This window comes from Gimesia sp., from assembly GCF_040219335.1.
Taxonomy (GTDB): domain Bacteria; phylum Planctomycetota; class Planctomycetia; order Planctomycetales; family Planctomycetaceae; genus Gimesia.
Genome location: NZ_JAVJSQ010000019.1, coordinates 489272 through 506924, shown reverse-complemented (window position 1 = coordinate 506924; position 17653 = coordinate 489272). Strand labels below are relative to the sequence as shown.

Sequence of the window (17653 nt, the reverse complement as noted above, 5' to 3'; positions counted from 1 at the left end):
GTAAGACAGCAGGTCATTCAAGACAAAAATACATCAGGACAGCAGTTCCTGAATGACGTGACCATGCACGTCGGTCAGACGGCGTTCGATTCCGTTATGATAAAACGTCAGTTTTGTATGATCGATCCCCAACAGATGCAGAGCCGTGGCGTGCAGATCGTAACTGTAAGCCGGCGATTCGACCGCTTTGAAGCCCAGCTCATCGGTGGCCCCATAGCCGACGCCCCCTTTGATGCCCCCGCCCGCCAGCCAGGACGTAAAGGCACCCGCGTTATGGTCACGACCCTTACTCTGTTTCCCCTGACCTGCCGGTTGTCGACCAAACTCGGTCGTACAGATGACGAGCGTATCGTCCAGCATGCCCCGCTGCTTCAGATCCTGCAGTAAAGCGGCGGCTCCGGTATCGAGCACAGCCCCCCAGTATCCGTGGTCGCGGACCAGGTCTTCGTGGCTGTCCCAGTTCGGACGAATCTTTTTGGCTGTCGTGTTCTCCGCACCGCAATAAATCTGCACGAACCGCACGCCCCGTTCTGCCAGTCTCCGCGCCAGCAGACACTGTCGTCCAAAGGGACCGATTTCGGGATGATCGACATCATACAGGTCGCGGGTCGCGGTCGTCTCAGAGGCGAGGTCGGTCACCTCCGGTGCACTTAACTGCAGGCGGGCTGCCATCTCATACGCCTTGATTCGCGCATCCAGTTCGCTGTTACCGGAACGGGGTTGCTGATGCAGGCGATTCAGTTTCTGGAGGAAGTCGAGTCCCGGCTGTTCGCTCTGTTTGGTCTGCGCTGCGAACTCATCCGGTGGAAAGAGGTCGGCAATGGGCTGCCGGGGATTAGATGTATCGAGTGTCGTCGCCTGATGCACCGCGGGCAGAAATCCGGCGCCCCAGTTGATGATGCCACCGGGAGGCAGTCCCCGTGGATCGGGCAGTACGACGAATGCGGGCAGATCCTCCGCTTCGCTCCCCAGACCGTAAGTCACCCAGGCTCCCATGCTGGGAAAGCCGGGCAGCGTGAATCCCGTATTCATCATGAAACAGGCGGGGCCATGCAGGGCCGTTTTACTGTGCATCGAATAAATGAACGACATGTCGTCAATGCAGTTCGCCAGCTTGGGAAACAGATCACTCATCCAGAGGCCCGATTCCCCATGCCGTTTGAACTTCCAGTAACCAGGCTGACAGTTGCCCGGTTTCGACGCGAAGAACTGCAGCTTGCCGTCCGGGTCAAAGGGCTGTCCCGCCCGTTTCTCTAATGCCGGTTTAAAATCGAAGGTGTCGACATGGCTCATTCCACCCGGACAGAAAATCTGAATCACGCGTTTCGCCTTGGCAGGATAGTGCGGTTCAGCCTTCGTTTCACCGGCCAGCATCGCCATTAAGGCCATGCCACTGAAGCCGCCCCCTGCCGTCTGCAGAAACTGACGACGCGAGAACAGTGGCGCCGCTGAGGGCACTTCTGGCTGCTGCGGCAGCGACTGCTGCATTTGAAGTTTAATCGACATAGACAAACTCATTCGAATTCAAGAGGGAGCGACAGAGGGCAAACAGGTCCTGTTGGGTAACGAAATCACTGGCCAGCCCGGCTTCCTGCGTGGTCGGCTTTCGCCCCAGTGCCAGCTGGAAGGCCCGTTGGACCTGAGCGTCGGTTTGGGAACCCACTTCCTCTTTGATCCGTACGGCGAAATAGCGGGCCTGTCTTAACATGAAATCATTGTTATACAACGCCAGTGACTGCAGCGGCGTGGTCGTTGTCAATCTGCGGGCCGTGAGGTTTGCGGGATCGGGGCAGTCGAGTGTGGTTAGAAACCGGTTGGGAGTCGTCCGCACACGATAACGGTAGATACTGCGTCGCCACAATTCAGGTTTGTCCGCAGTCACATACGTGTAGATCGGTGCATAAGCGTCCTGGTATTGAAAATCTTCAAATCCGGGGCCGCCCCGTTGCGGATTCAGTTTACCACTCACAAACAGTACCGCATCGCGAATCGCTTCGGCTTCTCTGCGTCGCGGATTCTGGTGCCAGAGCAGACGGTTGTCTGCATCCACTTTGTAGCCACGCTGATCGGCTTCCGCCCGCGACTGCTGTCGATAAGTGTCGCTCAACAGAATCAGTCGTTGCATCGCTTTTAATGAACCGTTCTGCCGCTGCAGTTCGCCTGCCAGCCAGTCGAGCAGTTCCGGATGGGAAGGACGTCCCCCGCCATAACCGAAGTCACTCGGCGTTTTCACAATGCTCTGACCAAAGTGCCAGAGCCAGAGTCGATTTACGATCACCCGCTTAGTCAGGGGATTGTCGGGATGCGTAATCCACTCCGCCAGTGCGGCACGGCGTTCGCCTTGACTGCTCTTGGTTGATCCCAGTTCAGGCTCCAGCATCTGTAGTGAAGCGAGGGCAGCAGGAGCCAGTACTTCTTCAGCAGGTGCTTCAGGATTTCCACGCACCAGCAGATGCACTTCCGGCATTTTCTCATTCTTGACGACGCCGTAGAACCGGGGCGGGGAACCCAGTGACTTCAAACGGGATGCCACCTGCTTCCGCTGAGCATTCAGTTGTGCCAGTTCCTGTTTCTCTGCCGGTTCCATTTTGCGGGGTGTCGCTGAGACCAGACGGGGATCGCCAAAACCGACCTGATCATGGCTGTAGCCGTTGCCGCCATCGGTTGCGATCAGTGTCAGGAAACGGGCTGACGAGGGCAGGTCGATGTCAAGCTGCTGCAGGCCTGCTTCCCGTTTGAGTTGCGTATACTTCGCAACTTCTTCCCCATCCACAAAAACCCGCACATCCGCCTGAAACGGACCGCTGGCACCAAAGTAACCCAGTTTCGCTGTGAATTTCAGCTCAGCCAGTTGTGTGGACTGGCGAATTTTCTGCAGGTCAAACGTAATCCCGGAATTCGCATGCAGGCCCAGCAGGCTGTGTCCCGCTGCGGTAAAGTCGATTCCGTCCAATTCGGGAGAATGTTGGCTGGCGACCGGGCCGTTGCGGATCATGTCCCACGCTTTACCGGAGGTCTGGGGGAGCCCCGTAATCGTGGTTCCGGTAGAACTCACAATGATATTCGCGTTCCCTGCCTGCCCGTCGGGGATGAAGACGCCGTCGACGAAGTTGAACGCTGATGCGACAAACCGGTTGGTCTGCACATTGCCTAATGCACCGAAGTCGCGGGTCTGAACCTTCGCGGTGCGGGCGTCGATCCCCTGGCGAAAGGCTCCCGTCCCCAGACCGTTGCCTCCACCGACGATGTCTGCCAGATCCAGCCCGGTCCCTTCCAGTTTGCTGATCCGGTAATCAATGTCGTTGAGCTGAGCTGTCAGCTCCTGTTTTCTGCTCTCATATTCCTTGATTGCGGATTGGCTGACGACGCGTTCGGCTCGTTTGACACCCGCGAAGACCGCCCGCAACTGGTAATACTCTTTCTGTGTGATCGGATCCAGCTTGTGATCATGACAGCGGGCACAGTTGATGGTGATGCCCATGCAGGCCGTCATGACCTGCGTCGCCATATCATCCAGGTCCAGCGAACGGGCGGAGCGACGCAGAACATCGCTTTTGGTTTCAACCTGCCCCACAAAGTCCCATGGTCCCGCGGCCAGGAAGCCGGTGGCGATGATGGCCTGTTCGTCATCCGGCCAGAGGACATCCCCGGCGATCTGTTCCTGCAGAAAACGGGCATACGGTTTGTCCGCATTAAAGGCAGCTATCACATAATCCCTGTAACGCCAGGCATTGTCGCGGCGTTTATCCCGCTCAAAGCCATGCGTGTCCGCATAATGTGCCAGGTCGAGCCAGTGCTGTGCCATGCGTTCCCCATACCGGGGCGAAGCCAGCATGCGGTCAACCAGCTTTTCGTAGGCCCGTGGATCGGGATCATTCACAAACGCATCCACTGCGGCCGGATCCGGAGGAAGCCCATGCAGGTCAAAGGCCAGACGGCGGATCAGTGTGCGGCGATCTGCAGCAGGGCTCAATGTCAGCTGTTCTGCAGCCAGTTTCTGACGGATGAAATCATCGATGGTCAGTCCCTGTTCAGCAGAAGCCGGCTTGATCGCAGCAAAATCTTCTTTCAAAGGCTGCAGAGACCACCAGCTGGTATCGGCCTTGGATTTCTGTTTGACCACCACGTCTTTGGGCCAGACCGCGCCTTCGCGTATCCAGCGGGTGAGCAGCGCGACCTGCTTGTCTGACAGCGGGGACGCTTCCTGAGGCATGGCCGGCGGCTTCCCCTCCTGGGAGGTGACCAGTTCCAGCAGATAGCTCTCGTCCGGCTTTCTCGGAGTCAGATACCCGTTGTCCAGCAGATCCTGAACGCCGGCCAGTGATACGCCCCCTTTGGTATTATCGGGTGAATGGCAGCGCACACAGTGGTCGGCGAACAGCGGGGCGATGTCGGTTTTAAAGTCGAGGGTACGGTCCTGCGCAGCCAGATCGGACGAGACGAGACTCAGCCAGAACAGTAGAAAGAGCAGGGGGGACCGTCGGAGTGCCATGGAATACCTGTCTTGTTGTGGTGAAACGACTTAGGGCATCAGGAAGGAAAGCTCCACTATACCACGCCGCTCGAATCGTTCCAACAGTTTCTCTCGAGAAACAGACCTCGGTAAGTGTCCAGTTCGGTCTATTTGTCTGTTACAGCCGGGCTTCTTTGAATGTGTGCCTCGGGTAACAGGCCACTGCGATAGGGAACGAAAACCAGACCGTGGACCATAAGTGTCTATTTATTAGTACTTTAGGGACTCTGCTTCCGCTCCACTGCCAACTGTAAAAGTCTCTCCCATCTCGATCGGCTGAATATTCCGGTGGCTCAGGAAATATTAGCTCGCTAAATATCGCTATTCCAGAATAACTATATTGATATGTCGCGATGTTCCGATATAATGCGTATGTGATTCATCGGACTGGCCGCTGTTTGAATCAGGGAATGAATCTCCCGCAGGCCAGTCTGCATGGAATCTGCTGGGAGAGCATCATGGCATACATTCTGATTGGTTCACTGCTGATTGGCCTGACTCTGGGTCTGCTCGGGTCGGGCGGGTCGGCGATTACGGTGCCCATTTTAGTCTATCTCGTGGGGCATGGTACCAAGGAATCCATCGCCGAATCCATGGCGATTGTGGGGATGGTCTCCATCGCCGCTGCAATCCCTTATGCCAGTTCGAAATTAATCGACTGGCGCAGTGTGGTCTTCTTCGGACTTCCCGGCATGTTGGGAACACTGGCAGGGGCCTGGCTGGGAGGTCTGGCCACGGAGGCGTTGCAGCTGGTAGTCTTTGGCACCATCCTGCTGGCTGCCGCCTTCGTGATGTTTCGCAGAGCGCGCGGACCCGAGGGCGCCCACGAATCTCTTGCGCCCTCAGCGCAGCAGTCACCCCGCTGGAAAATGGCGGCGGAAGGAATCGGCGTCGGAATGCTGACCGGCTTCGTAGGAGTGGGGGGGGGCTTTCTGATTGTTCCCGCACTGGTCATTCTGGGCAAATTGCCCATGCGAAAAGCGATCGGTACGAGCCTGGTCATTATCGTGATTAACGCCACCGTCGGCTTCGTCAAGTACGAACACTTTCTGGTCTCACACCAGATGTCCGTCAACTGGCAGACAATTCTCGTCTTCACTTTAATCGGCATTGTCGGCAGTGTCGTGGGCCACAAATTAAATGCCCACCTGAATCAACATGTCTTGAAGACCGTCTTTGCAGGATTTCTGATTCTGCTCGGCGGGTTCGTCATCGTCCATGAAGGAAGCAAACTGGTTCCTGCAGCCGCTCGGCAGGCGCGCATCACAACTGGCAACAACTATGCGCTGCTGCCTTCTCACCACAGAATTTCCACCTTTCAGCATCAGGGAGATGAGTGATGTTATTGAAATACTTTTACGATCAGAAACTGGCCCATGCATCGTATCTGGTGGGCTGTCAGAAAACCAAAGAAGCAGTCGTGGTCGATCCGGGACGCGACATCGAACAATACCTCGAGATGGCACAGCGTGAAGGTGTCAAACTCACCGGAGTGGCTGAAACCCATATCCACGCTGATTACGTATCCGGTGCGCGGGAACTGGCAGAACGCGTGGGAGCGAAGTTGTACGTTTCCGATGCAGGTCCTGCAGAATGGAAGTACGAATTTGCGGATCAGTACGAGGCACAGTTGTTGAAAGAAGGAGATACTTTCCAGGTCGGGAATATTCGTTTTGACGTCCTGCACACTCCCGGTCATACACCGGAAAGTATCTCCTTCCTGTTAACCGATCAGGGCGGCGGTGCCAATGAGCCGATGGGAATCTTCACGGGCGATTTCGTGTTCGTTGGTTCGATTGGACGTCCGGACCTGCTGGAAGCTGCCGCCGGCGTTCAGGGAAGTGCCGAAGTTGGTGCGAAGCAGCTCTATCATTCGGCCCAGCGTTTTAAAGAATTACCCGACTATCTGCAGGTCTGGCCGGCCCATGGTGCGGGCAGTGCCTGCGGCAAGGGACTCGGAGCGATTCCGTCTTCCACCGTTGGTTATGAAAAACGATTCAATCCGGCCCTGCAGTATGCAGACGAAACCGAATTCGTGAACTACATCCTGTCCGATCAGCCCGAAGCGCCCCGCTACTTTGCGGTGATGAAACGCGTTAATAAAGAAGGACCGCTGGTGCTCGGCAAGGTCACGCTGCCCAAACCGCTCCCGGCATTACAGGAGTCGCTGGTCAGTTCCTCTGCCACGGTGATCGACCTGTCTCCTTCCAGTGAATTCGCGACAGCACATGTGCCGGGCACAATCAATATTCCGCTGTCGATGCTGGCAGCCTGGGCGGGCTGGCTCGTTGACTACGATCAGCCGGTCTACCTGATCGCAGACGCTGCCGACCTGCCGGAAGCCTATCGCGTATTACACAAGATCGGCATCGATCGCGTCTCCGGCTGGTTCGAACGGAGTGGAGAGATTCAGTCCGGTCGGGCGACGGAACACTATCCCGTGAAAGCGCCAGCCGAACTGGCGCCCCAGATCGAGTCTGGGGCGGTAACGCTGTTCGATGTCCGTGCCGACTCGGAATGGAACCAGGGGCATGTTCCTCAGGCCGAACACCGATTCCTCGGACATTTTCCTGACATGATATCTACCCTGGAATGCCATCAGCCAGTGGTCGTGCAATGCCGTAGTGGGGCTCGCTCTGCAATTGCGGCCAGTCTATTGCAGGCGGCTGGTATTGACGTCATCAACCTGGCTGGTGGCTACCAGGCATGGGAAACCGCGGGACTGCCCACTACCGGCAGCTCCGGCCCCATCAGTTGTGCTACAAGTTCTGCTGCATCCTGTTCACTGGAGAAAAAATCATGACTGACCTCGTCGTTTTACTCGTGGTGCTGGCCCTCTGGTTCATCTTGAATCTCTGGATCCTGCCCCGACTGGGAATGCAGACCTGTCTGAGTGGGCTGTGTGAACTGAACCCCCAGCCTTGTCTTCAGCCTGTAAAAAGCGAAACCACTGACGGTCGAGAGCCGCAAGCGGTATCCCGACATCCAGAACAGGGAGAATAAGCATATGATTTCCGATGTGATTGCAGAAACAGAGAATCAGACACTGGTGCAGCCACCTTCCGAGAAAGTCGTGCATCACCAGGTTGTGATTGTCGGCGGCGGCAGTGCGGGCATTACGGTTGCCGCGAAATTGACCAAAGGCTGGCTGAGTGATTATGACGTGGCCATTATTGACCCGTCGGAGAATCATTATTATCAGCCGGCCTGGACCCTGGTCGGTGGCGGAACCTTTCGCAAGGAAAGCACGCGACGCACCGAAGCCTCCGTGATTCCCCCCAAAGCGAAATGGATTAAAGACGCCGTCGTTTCATTCGAACCAGAGCGAAACCGCCTGAAAACCCGCGATGGACAGACGATTGAATACGATTTCCTGGTGGTCAGTGCAGGCATCGGTATCAAGTGGGATGCCATCACTGGTCTCAAAGACGCGCTTGGTAAAGAGGGCGTCTGCAGCAACTACTCGTTCGAGTCGGTAGGCAGTACCTGGGAAAATATCCGCGACTTCAAAGGGGGGAAGGCGATTTTCACACAGCCCGAAACCGGCATCAAGTGTGGTGGCGCACCGCAGAAGATCTGTTATCTCGCGGATGACTATTTCCGTAAATCAGGAGTACGCGATAAAACGCAGATCATCTTCGCTTCCGGCAGCAGTTCGATCTTTGCGGTCGAAAAATATCGGAAAACACTGGATAAAGTGATCGAGCGCAAAAACATCGATACCCGTTTCAACCAGAAACTGGTCGCCATCAGTGCAGAGACGAAAGAAGCGATCTTCCAGCATACGGAGACTGGTGTTGAAACCACAATTGCTTACGACATGATTCACGTGACGCCTCCCATGGGGCCACCTGAGTTCATCGCCCGGAGCCCCCTCGCTGACGAAAAGGGCTGGGTGGATGTCGATAAGTACTCGCTACAGCATGTCCGTTATCCGAATGTGTTTGCCCTCGGGGACAGCAGTAATCTGCCGACTTCCAAAACCGCAGCCGCCATCCGTAAACAGGCACCGGTGGCCGTCAAGAATCTGAAAGCGGCCATCGCCGGCAAAACGCTGACGGCGAAGTACGATGGATATACATCCTGTCCGCTGGTGACCGGGTATGGCAAACTTGTGCTGGCGGAATTCGACTACGACAAACATCCCCATGAAACCTTTCTCTTCGATCAGTCGAAGGAACGCTGGAGCATGTGGGTTTTGAAAAAATATTTTCTTCCCGTGCTGTACTGGAAAGGCATGCTCAAGGGACGGGCGTAACCACACGACGGGACTGCGTAAATCTCTGTGAATAAAATCAGGAAAGGGCGTCAAAGTGAACAAGTCAAACTATCTACGGAATTCTGTTGCCTTACTGCTGGTCTGTGCCATTGCCGGAACCGCACTCGCACAGCGGGGACCTGGACGTGGCAAAGGTCCCGGACGGGGGCAGGGACATGGACGAGGTCATGCGGGAGTCGGTCAGGGTCAAGGAAATGGTCATTCGCAGGCACATGACCGGGATCATGCCGACTTCCGTTACCTCTTAACGAATCATCAGAAGATTCGTCGCGATGTGCAACTACTTCCCAATGGCGTCAAGACGCTGACCGAATCAGACGATCCACAGGTCGCGGCGAAAATCCGGGAACACGTCTACTGGATGAAAGAGCGGGTTGAAAAACAGCAGCCCATTCGGATGCGGGATCCCCTGTTCGCCGAACTCTTCAAGCATGCCAGACAGATCAAAATGGTCACCGAAAACACACCCAAAGGTGTGCGGGTGATTGAGACTTCAGAGAACCCCTACGTTGTGAAGCTTATTCAACAGCATGCGAAGACCGTTTCGGAATTCGTCAAACGGGGATTCCCCGAGGCAATGAAGAACCACCCGGTCTCTACGTCAGCCAAAGATCCTGCACCACTGGAATACCATCATCCCCGTATCAAGGAATATGGCAAGGTCGTCCAGTTGCCAGGCGCAGCTCAGCAGCCACGGGATCAGAGTAAAATCTGTGTCGACCTGACCAAGGGAGGCCCTGCTGACAAGCTGAACCCCTCCATCGAAAAAGTGGCCCGCTTTGTGAATATTTACGAGGGAGCCGGGAAGGATCCTGCGGCAGCAAAAATCGCGGTCGTCCTGCATGGCGACGCCACGCTCTGTGCCTTAAATGATGATGCCTACGCGGAACGCTTCGATACGAAAAGTAATCCGAACCTGGATTGCCTGCACGAACTGCATGAAGCCGGTGTCGAGATCTACGTCTGTGGTCAGTCACTCGTCGGTAAAGGGGGGCAGCCGGACCAGGTGGTTGTGTTCACGGATGTCGCGGTCTCCGCACTCACGTCTCTGGTGAATCTGCAGGCAGACGGCTATGCCTATGTCCCTCTGAAATAAAAAGCGGAAGAAAATCACCACTGCCGGTCTTTCTGTGCGTATAATCCCAGACGTACGCGCAGAGCGGGGGAGATACGCGCCTGCTGCTCCCTGTAAGAGATGACCGAATTTGGAAAGAAGACGATGCAACGACGCTGGCTGACGCTACCGGTTACTGGACTGGCCCTGTTAATTGTGTTGACGACACTGTCTGCACGGGAGACTTCTGAGGAACCACAGAAATCGCTCATCCCGGAGGCATATCCTCCCGGCGAACTCGGTGCCATCGTCAAGCTGGGGGAAGAAATCGTCGCACGCACTCACGAGCATCCACTTTCTAAACAGTATATCGGCAATAAGCTCGACTGCACTTCCTGTCATCTGGAGAACGGCACCAATCCGCAAGCCGCCAGTTTTCTGGGAGTGGCTTCCGCTTACCCGGCCTGGTCTCCCCGCGAAAAACGGGTGATCACGCTGGAAGATCGAGTGCTGAACTGTTTCATGCGCAGCCAGAACGGAATTCGTCCTCCCCTCGGCAGCAAAGTATCAGTGGCGATTACCGCGTATATCACCTGGCTCTCCTCGGGCGCTGAGATCAAAATGAATCACCAGAAACCACTGGGCCCTCGTCATGTGCAACCCCTCAGTCTGCAGGCGGAACTGGCAGAAGAACGACGGGGCGCGAAACTCTACGCAGCACGCTGTGCCGACTGTCACGACGCATCAGGCGCGGGAACATCCGAAGGACCACCAGTGTGGGGCAAAGATTCTTATAACGACGGCGCGGGACTGAGCAGAAACGATAAGCTGGCAGCCTGGCTCAAAGTGGCCATGCCGCCGGGGGAAACCGATCTGACCGAGCAGGAAGCCCTGGATATCGCCGTCTATGTCAATTCGCATTCGCGTCCGCATTTCATCCTGGAAGAGCATCTGCCCCCGGTCGAACAGCGCGGCGTTTACGACTGGAAGCCCGCTTCGTCTACCACGAAGTAGCCGTCAGGAATTGTTCGGTTTCGGATAGAGCCAGTTCTGGAGCAGCCAGCTCAGCAGCGGGATCATTACCCAGGTCATCAGCGGAACTGTAATCGAGGTGGTGATCGCGCTTCCGATCAGGAAATGCAGCTCGCTGGTAAAAGGACGAATCAGGTTGATGATCGGTATGATACTCACGTAGACGGCGATCCAGATAATGATGGCCATCTTGTATTTAGGCGGATGCGGGTGGTGCTCGTCCTGGTGTGAAAATTCAAACCAGGTTTCCAGCCCCGTGTTGTGAGTGATCACCGGAGGACGGTGCTCAAGGGCATGCAGGCGAGAGATCCAGTGCTCCCGTTCGGGTGAATTCTTCCAGCGTTCGAGATTCTCCAACCGATCGAACCTCAACACGATCTGGTAGGTGGGCCGGGAGCGAGATTCCTGTTTGAGGACCGTCGTTCCCAGGTGACCGGGAAATTTCAGCGAGGCCTGTATGGTATTCGTCAGTGTCTGCTCCCATTCCTTTTGATTTCCGGGGGCAGGGTGGGCCGTCACAACCATGGTGACGGGGTCAGAATCGGTTGAGTGCATGCGTCCAATGCTTTCCTGTGTGCAGGGGAATATCAATGTCGTCAGCGGGCGGTTCGCTGATGTGCCCGTGAATTGAACCTATTGTTCGCCCGGGTGTGTCATTTTGTGAAGTGTCTATTTCGTGACTTTTCTGCAGCCTGTTAAAAGCCCTGTAAATAACATCTTAGGCACACCGCAAATCATAAACTTGCACCTGGCAGTTTACTATTGAGAAATTCATCTAGGCAACCCCCAGAAAATCTGATAATGGAAGCCTGCGATCCCGATATATTAACTGAGGGGACGATGATTGCCCGTCAGCGTGGAGAATCTGTTCAGGGGTTGTAAAAACTGCAAGTGTTGTGTGGAAGGATTCACATCAATGAACGCGTTATCGTATCGGGCTGGTATCACTCTTATTTTCGCAGGTCTGTTAGTTCAGACAGGCTGCGCTGCCAGAAACCATACGGAAGCCGGCATGGCCAGTGGCGCGGGCATCGGTGCTCTGGCCGGTGCGATTATTGGCAGTAATTCCGGCGATGCCGGAGCAGGGGCCCTGATCGGTGCCGCCACCGGTGGACTCGCCGGCGGTTTGATCGGCAACGCTGAAGATGCCCGGGAAGAACGCGATGTCGCCATCGCCCAGGCGAATCACGAACGCATGGCACGTGGGGCGATCAGCAACAGCGACGTCATTCAGATGGCCCACAGCGGCGTCAGCGATTCCGTCATCATGGGCGCCATTCGCAGTCGCGGCGGTGCCTTCGACCTCAGTCCCCAGACGCTGATCATGCTCAAACAGCAGGGACTCAGTGACCAGCTGATCGAGTACATGCAGCAACACAACTACGTCAGTACCACTGCCGAGCCAGTCATTGTCCGGGAACGGGCGGTTGTGACATCACCTTCGGTGGTCTACGTTCGACCCCGTCCGCGTCCACGATATGTTCGCCCGCACTATGGCGTACACGGGCACTTCCACTTTTAAGGGGCGCGGCTGACGACGCGGGCGACCGCTTTGTCTTTCCAGTCGACGGTCAGCCACAATATAGCCTGTCCGTCCTGGCTGCCTGTTGCGACGAAACGTCCATCGGGAGAAAAATCGACCGAGGTCACACCCTGTGAGTGGCTGCTCAACGTCAGAATTTCCTTACCCGATTTCGTATCCCACAGTTTGGCGGTACCATCGTCGCTGGCCGTGAAGGCTCGCGTATCATCCGGTGAAAAGACGACAGATTCCACCGACGCCGTATGCCCGGCCAGTACCTTTTTCTCCTTAGTCGCGATATCCCAGATAATCGCCGTATTATCTTCGGAACCGGAGATCAGCCGCGTGCCATCGTGTGAAAATGCGACTTCCAGAACAGGCCAGTCGTGTCCCTTGAAGGTGGACAGTTTCTTGCCTGTCTGAGCATCCCACATCACCAGGGTTTTGTCATCGGAGGCGGTCACAACTTTCTTTCCGTCGGGAGAGAAGACGGCGCTCTTCACGTGCGTGTCGGGTTGATCGAGGCTTAGCAGCATCTCGCCCGATTGTGCATCCCAGATTTTTGAAGTCCCGTCATCGCTGGCGGTCACAATCCGATTCCCCTGGGGAGAGTAGCGTACCGTATTTACATAGCCCGTATGTTTCTGTTCCAGTTTCTTTTCTGCCTGTCCGGTTTCGGTACTCCAGATCTTGGCAGAATTATCCCAGCTGCCGGTCACCAGCCATTTACCGTCCGGAGAAAACGAAGCTGAGGCGACCACGCCGTGCGGGTGGAAGGCCATCAATTGCTGGGCGGTTACCCCATTCCAGAGCCGGGCATCACGACCGCCGACCGTCAGAATGGAATCATGATAGGGAGAGAAGACTGCCGTCCAGAGCATGCCGCCCCGGGTTTTGAAATCCAGGAATGGTTGCAAGTGTCCGTTATTGCCGGGAACCTGCAGTTCTTTTCCGGTGTCCAGAGCCCAGACTTGAATCACCCGCTGCTGCACATTGGCAGTCAACAGCCGCTTGTTATCATGGGAAACGCTGACGGAATTGATCAACCCGTTGGCAGGATGAATTGTCTGCGCAACTTCCGGCGTTGATAAATTCCAGATCCGGACCAGTCCATCCGCACAACTGGTGACAGCTTTGGTGCCGTTGTCAAACACATCCATCGACATGATGGCATCGGGGTGCTTCAGAATCTTTTGCTGATTCTCTTCCCCAGTCGTGATATCCCAGTTACCCACGGTATTGTCACCGCTGGCGGACAACAGCGTTTTTCCGTCCGGCAGGAAGGCCAGCCCATTAATCCGACGCGTATGTGCTTCCAGGCGATGTAGCAGTTTCCCGCTGGCGACTTCCCACAGCATGCAGCGTCCACGGGCGTCTCCACTGGCACAGTAGCGCATGTCATCGGAAAAAGCGACGGCACTGACCTCTGATTTATGACCGCGCAGTTCCCGGATCAATTTACCGGTTTCAATGTTCCAGATCCGCACGGTCTTTGTATCACTGCCGGTCAGCAGTAGTCGGGAATCGGCCGAAACATCAATGGCGGCACTCCGTCCCGTGTGTTCGAAGCGTTTGTGTTCGGTTCCTGTCTGAATATCCCAGATCCGAACCGAGTTATCCACGGCGGCCGTTGCCAGGCGTTTCCGGTCCGGCAGAAAGACGGCGCTGGAAGCCAGGAATGCATGACCTTCCGTAAATTCTTTTTCCGGTGTGCCGGTCGCGACATCCCAGGAAATGGCCGTTTTATCGCGGCTGGCAGTAACCAGATGCTTGCCATCTTTCGAGAAGGAGACATCCAGAACCGCATCGACATGCTTCTCCAGAACGCGCCCTTTCAGAGTGCGGATCTCGGCATAACCGGCGATGTTCCACAATTTCGTATGCGCATCGTGACTCGCGGAAAGGATCCACTTACCATCGTTCAGTAACGTTGCCGCCTGGACCCAGCTGTCATGTCCGCGGAAGGTCTTAATGGCTTTCACCGTTTCCACGTCCCAGAGTTTGACCGTGTTGTCATGGCTGGCAGAGATGATCATCGAACCATCCTGCGAGAATTCGGCAGACTGGACGCTGTCCTGGTGACCTTCGAATGCGAGGTAGGGAGGCGCATTGACTTTTTGTCCAGAAACGATTTTCGAGAAATCGAAGGGCACAATGTCTTCCGGTTTCCAGAGCAGAACCCGGCGATCATAGCCGCTGGTCACAACATGCGTGCTTTGCGGATCAGGTGAAAAATGAGCGGAATAGATCGGCCCCTGGTGTCCGGTGAACGGAGCGCCTTTTTCTCCCGTCTCGACCGACCAGATCACGGCGGTTCCGTCCTGGCTGGCAGTGACAATCCGCCGTTCATCAGTCGAGAAATTCGCATCCCAGACCCACCAGTTGTGTCCCCAGAAACGCCGAATCTGTTGACCGGAATCGACGTCCCACAAACGGGCCGTCTTATCATACGAGCTGGTCAGCAGACGCTCGCCGTCTTTGGAGAAGCTGATACTCAGAATACCTTCGGTATGTCCCCGGTCGAATGGTGCACTCTGGCTCGGATCTTCAAACTTGCGGGCGATCGGCAGATGTGTTTCCAGGTCCCAGAGCTTGATATAGCCATTCGGGTCTTCACTGCCGGTCGCCAGGATTGTCCCATCCGGGCTGATGGCTGCTGCCAGCACCGGGTGATTTTTATGATCGAATGTTGCCAGGATCTGACCGGTTGCACGATCCCAGAGCCGGGCATAACCGTCGCGGCTCCCTGTGACATACTGTGTATTGTCCTGCGACAACGCCAAAGAGTCTACGGGCGCCTTGGCGTCGTAGGTCCGACTGCTCTGCGAACAGAGATGCATCAGTCGGCCCCATTCCCAGTTCCGCAGCCGCTCGGGACATCCCTTGAGCAGTTCGGTTGCACTTTCGAAAGCATTCTCATCGATCTTGGCTGCCGCCAGTCCGATACGGGCAATATAGGCTTCGTACTCTTCCTTCTCTTTGGCCTGTTCTGCTTTAATTCGCTCGACATTAGCCCGGTCGCGTTCCTTGATAGCGACTTCCCGGTTCTTGACCGCCTGTTCACGCGCAATTTCTTCTTTCTCTCGCGCTTTATCCGCCTCTATTTTTTGTGCAATGGCGACTTTTTCCGACTCAATCGCCTGGGTTAATGCGATCGTTTCTTTTTCTTTTGCTTTCAAGGCATTGTCACGTTCTTCTGCCGCCACTTTTTCGGCCTGACGCGCGTTTTCCGCTTCAGCGCGAATCCAGAAGAAAGCACCGGTCACGATGACCAGCACGGTCGTCAGCATGCCCACGAACACCCGCTTGGCGGTTTTCAGACGCTGCTGACGGGCATCGCGTTCTGTCTGGGCTTCGCGGATGGTGTCGATCAGATCGGCGTGTCCGGCTTCTTCTTCCTTCAACAGGGAGAGTGCGAGATCGTAGTCCCCCTTGGCATAAGCGGTGTTCGCATAACACAAGGTTGTCTTTTCGACGCCTTCCCGGGCTGTCTTGTTTTCCGGCCAGAGGGAAACGGCTTCCTGGAATCCGAACAGGGCACGAGAGAACATTTCGTAATTCTCGGTATCGATGGCCTGTTTCAGGTCTTCTTCGGCGCGGGTCGCCAGTGAGATACTCTCTGAGTGCGACTGATATTGCAGAATGGCCTGCTGAAGTTCCTGTACACTCTGGTAGCGATCTTCCTGTCTCAGGGCCATCGCCTTCATCGCGATGTCAACCAGCTCACCCGTTTTCTCGGTCGGCACGATTTCGTTCTTGGCCGCCGCCATCAGACACTTCATGGCGGTTTTGCCGGTATGCGGCGGACGTCCTGTCAGAATTTCATACAGAATCGCCCCCAGCAGATAAATATCTGACAGCGGTGAGATCTTATCGACGGGGCCGGTTGCCATTTCCGGAGCCATATAGGCGGGGGTCCCACCCATGCTGGATGTAGTGATAATGCTCTCTGATTTCCGGAAGCCTGACGTCGACTGGGCAAGCCCCCAGTCCATTACGAGCACTTCGCCAAATTCACCCAGCATCACGTTTTCCGGCTTCAGGTCGCGGTGGACCACGCTTCGCGAGTGGGCAAACGCGACCGCATCGGCCACCTTCATCAGAATGTTCAGATTTTCGCCCAGGGAATTTTTGCGGATCGTTTTCAGCCAGGGACGTCCTTCAACCTTTTTCATCGAGTAGAAGAGCGCACCGCTGTTGTTGCTCCCCACATCGTAGATGGGAACAATATTCGGGTGATCCAGTTCCCCGGTGACGACCGCTTCGGCCAGGAACTTATGCCGCTGGTCTTTGTTCTTGGCGGTTTTGCCCTTGAGCATCTTGACCGCAACCTGGCGGTCAATCGAAGTCTGGCGGGCGGTATAGACTACTCCCATTCCTCCCTGTCCCAGGACTTCCAGCAGTTCGTATTCCGCATTCTCCAGGTATTCTGATTTAATCTTGTCGCTGAAGTCCCGTTTTTTGATCACCAGCGAAGTCTGGTTCGTCAGTTCCTCCAGGGGAACTTCCCGGGCCTTGATGGTCATTTCCGGACCTTCCGGAATTGTAGCCATCCCCGGTCCCCAGGCATCGTTCATGGTCGCCACCAGTTCCGGTGGTACATCGTCAGAGACAATGGTGGCGTCAATGTCGGCAGGCGAGCTGCCATCCTCGACCAGGGTCGCGCCAATATCGGATTGGTCCAGCGGCTCATCGATAATCAGGGTCTGGTCGTTACCTTGTTCGGGCTGATCGTTAGGATTTTCGCTGACCGTCTGCATGCCGGCCCAGCCTTCATGCTCTTCCTCGGTGATCGTCCGGTCCAGATCATTCAGGTTCGGATCGACAATGGTGGCATTGATCTCATCGGACACCCCGTTGTCGACCATGGTCTGATCGTTGCCTGCCAGGTCTTCATAGGTATCATTTTCCGAATCAGACTCTTCCATTGTCTGGAATTGATCATCAGACATTGTGGCATCCGACGTATCTCGCGCTTCATCAGCCAGCGCTTCGGAATCCCATTGATCCGAAATAATCGTCTGGTCGATGTCACTACCAGCCTCATCAGAATCAGAGATCGAATCGGGCAGCGTCTGATCGTTGCGCAGGCTCAGATCGTCGTCGGCCGCTGCTTCGTTCTGTTCTTCTTTGTCCGGAAATTCATTCATAATGATACCCGCATGTTGTCGCTCATGGCGACGATCTCAGTTCTGTTTGAGCGTTGGTCTGTTTCTATTCTTACGGTTATTTGCACGAGTTCGGTGGCTCGAT

The 17653-nt window shown here is 55.6% G+C and carries 11 protein-coding genes; 7 read left to right on the top strand and 4 right to left on the bottom strand.

Annotated features, from left to right (window positions below; all coding sequences use genetic code 11):
• Window positions 1-33 precede the first annotated feature (33 nt).
• Window positions 34-1488 carry a DUF1501 domain-containing protein gene (locus tag RID21_RS17040; protein ID WP_350190960.1) on the bottom strand — a complete coding sequence of 485 codons (1455 nt, stop codon included), beginning with the start codon at window positions 1486-1488 and terminating at the stop codon, window positions 34-36.
• A 7-nt stretch (window positions 1489-1495) separates the two neighbouring features.
• A complete protein-coding gene (locus tag RID21_RS17035; protein WP_350190860.1) occupies window positions 1496-4492 on the bottom strand; it encodes a DUF1553 domain-containing protein in 2997 nt (998 codons plus the stop codon).
• Window positions 4493-4971: 479 nt separating this feature from the next.
• Here RID21_RS17035 and RID21_RS17030 point away from each other — a divergent pair, with 479 nt between their 5' ends.
• The 6 genes from RID21_RS17030 to RID21_RS17005 all read left to right on the top strand — a co-directional run bounded on the left by RID21_RS17030 (window position 4972) and on the right by RID21_RS17005 (window position 10860).
• Window positions 4972-5853 (top strand): sulfite exporter TauE/SafE family protein, encoded by an 882-nt coding sequence (locus tag RID21_RS17030; protein WP_350190858.1) that lies wholly within the window; start codon window positions 4972-4974, stop codon window positions 5851-5853.
• Complete coding sequence (locus tag RID21_RS17025; protein WP_350190856.1) at window positions 5853-7316, top strand: rhodanese-like domain-containing protein; 1464 nt, start codon at window positions 5853-5855, stop codon at window positions 7314-7316. The genes RID21_RS17030 and RID21_RS17025 overlap by 1 nt, the downstream gene beginning before the upstream one ends.
• Window positions 7313-7516 (top strand): hypothetical protein, encoded by a 204-nt coding sequence (locus RID21_RS17020; RefSeq protein ID WP_350190854.1) that lies wholly within the window; start codon window positions 7313-7315, stop codon window positions 7514-7516. Before RID21_RS17025 ends, RID21_RS17020 begins: the two co-directional genes overlap by 4 nt.
• 4 nt (window positions 7517-7520) lie before the next feature.
• Window positions 7521-8771, top strand: a complete 1251-nt coding sequence (locus RID21_RS17015) for an NAD(P)/FAD-dependent oxidoreductase (RefSeq protein ID WP_350190852.1) — start codon at window positions 7521-7523, stop codon at window positions 8769-8771.
• 55 nt (window positions 8772-8826) lie between these two features.
• Window positions 8827-9888, top strand: coding sequence for a DsrE family protein (locus RID21_RS17010; protein ID WP_350190850.1), 1062 nt, complete (start codon window positions 8827-8829; stop codon window positions 9886-9888).
• Between the two features lie 123 nt (window positions 9889-10011).
• Window positions 10012-10860 carry a c-type cytochrome gene (locus tag RID21_RS17005; RefSeq protein WP_350190848.1) on the top strand — a complete coding sequence of 283 codons (849 nt, stop codon included), beginning with the start codon at window positions 10012-10014 and terminating at the stop codon, window positions 10858-10860.
• A gap of 3 nt (window positions 10861-10863) precedes the next feature.
• On the opposite strand, the gene RID21_RS17000 is transcribed toward RID21_RS17005, so the two are convergent.
• A complete protein-coding gene (locus RID21_RS17000; RefSeq protein ID WP_350190846.1) occupies window positions 10864-11433 on the bottom strand; it encodes an antibiotic biosynthesis monooxygenase in 570 nt (189 codons plus the stop codon).
• Between the two features lie 361 nt (window positions 11434-11794).
• Here RID21_RS17000 and RID21_RS16995 point away from each other — a divergent pair, with 361 nt between their 5' ends.
• Window positions 11795-12400 (top strand): YMGG-like glycine zipper-containing protein, encoded by a 606-nt coding sequence (locus RID21_RS16995; protein ID WP_350190844.1) that lies wholly within the window; start codon window positions 11795-11797, stop codon window positions 12398-12400.
• On the opposite strand, the gene RID21_RS16990 is transcribed toward RID21_RS16995, so the two are convergent.
• On the bottom strand, window positions 12397-17550 hold the full coding sequence (locus RID21_RS16990; protein ID WP_350190842.1) for a protein kinase domain-containing protein: 5154 nt from the start codon (window positions 17548-17550) through the stop codon (window positions 12397-12399). The two genes, RID21_RS16995 and RID21_RS16990, sit on opposite strands and share 4 nt — an antisense overlap.
• Window positions 17551-17653 lie beyond the last annotated feature (103 nt).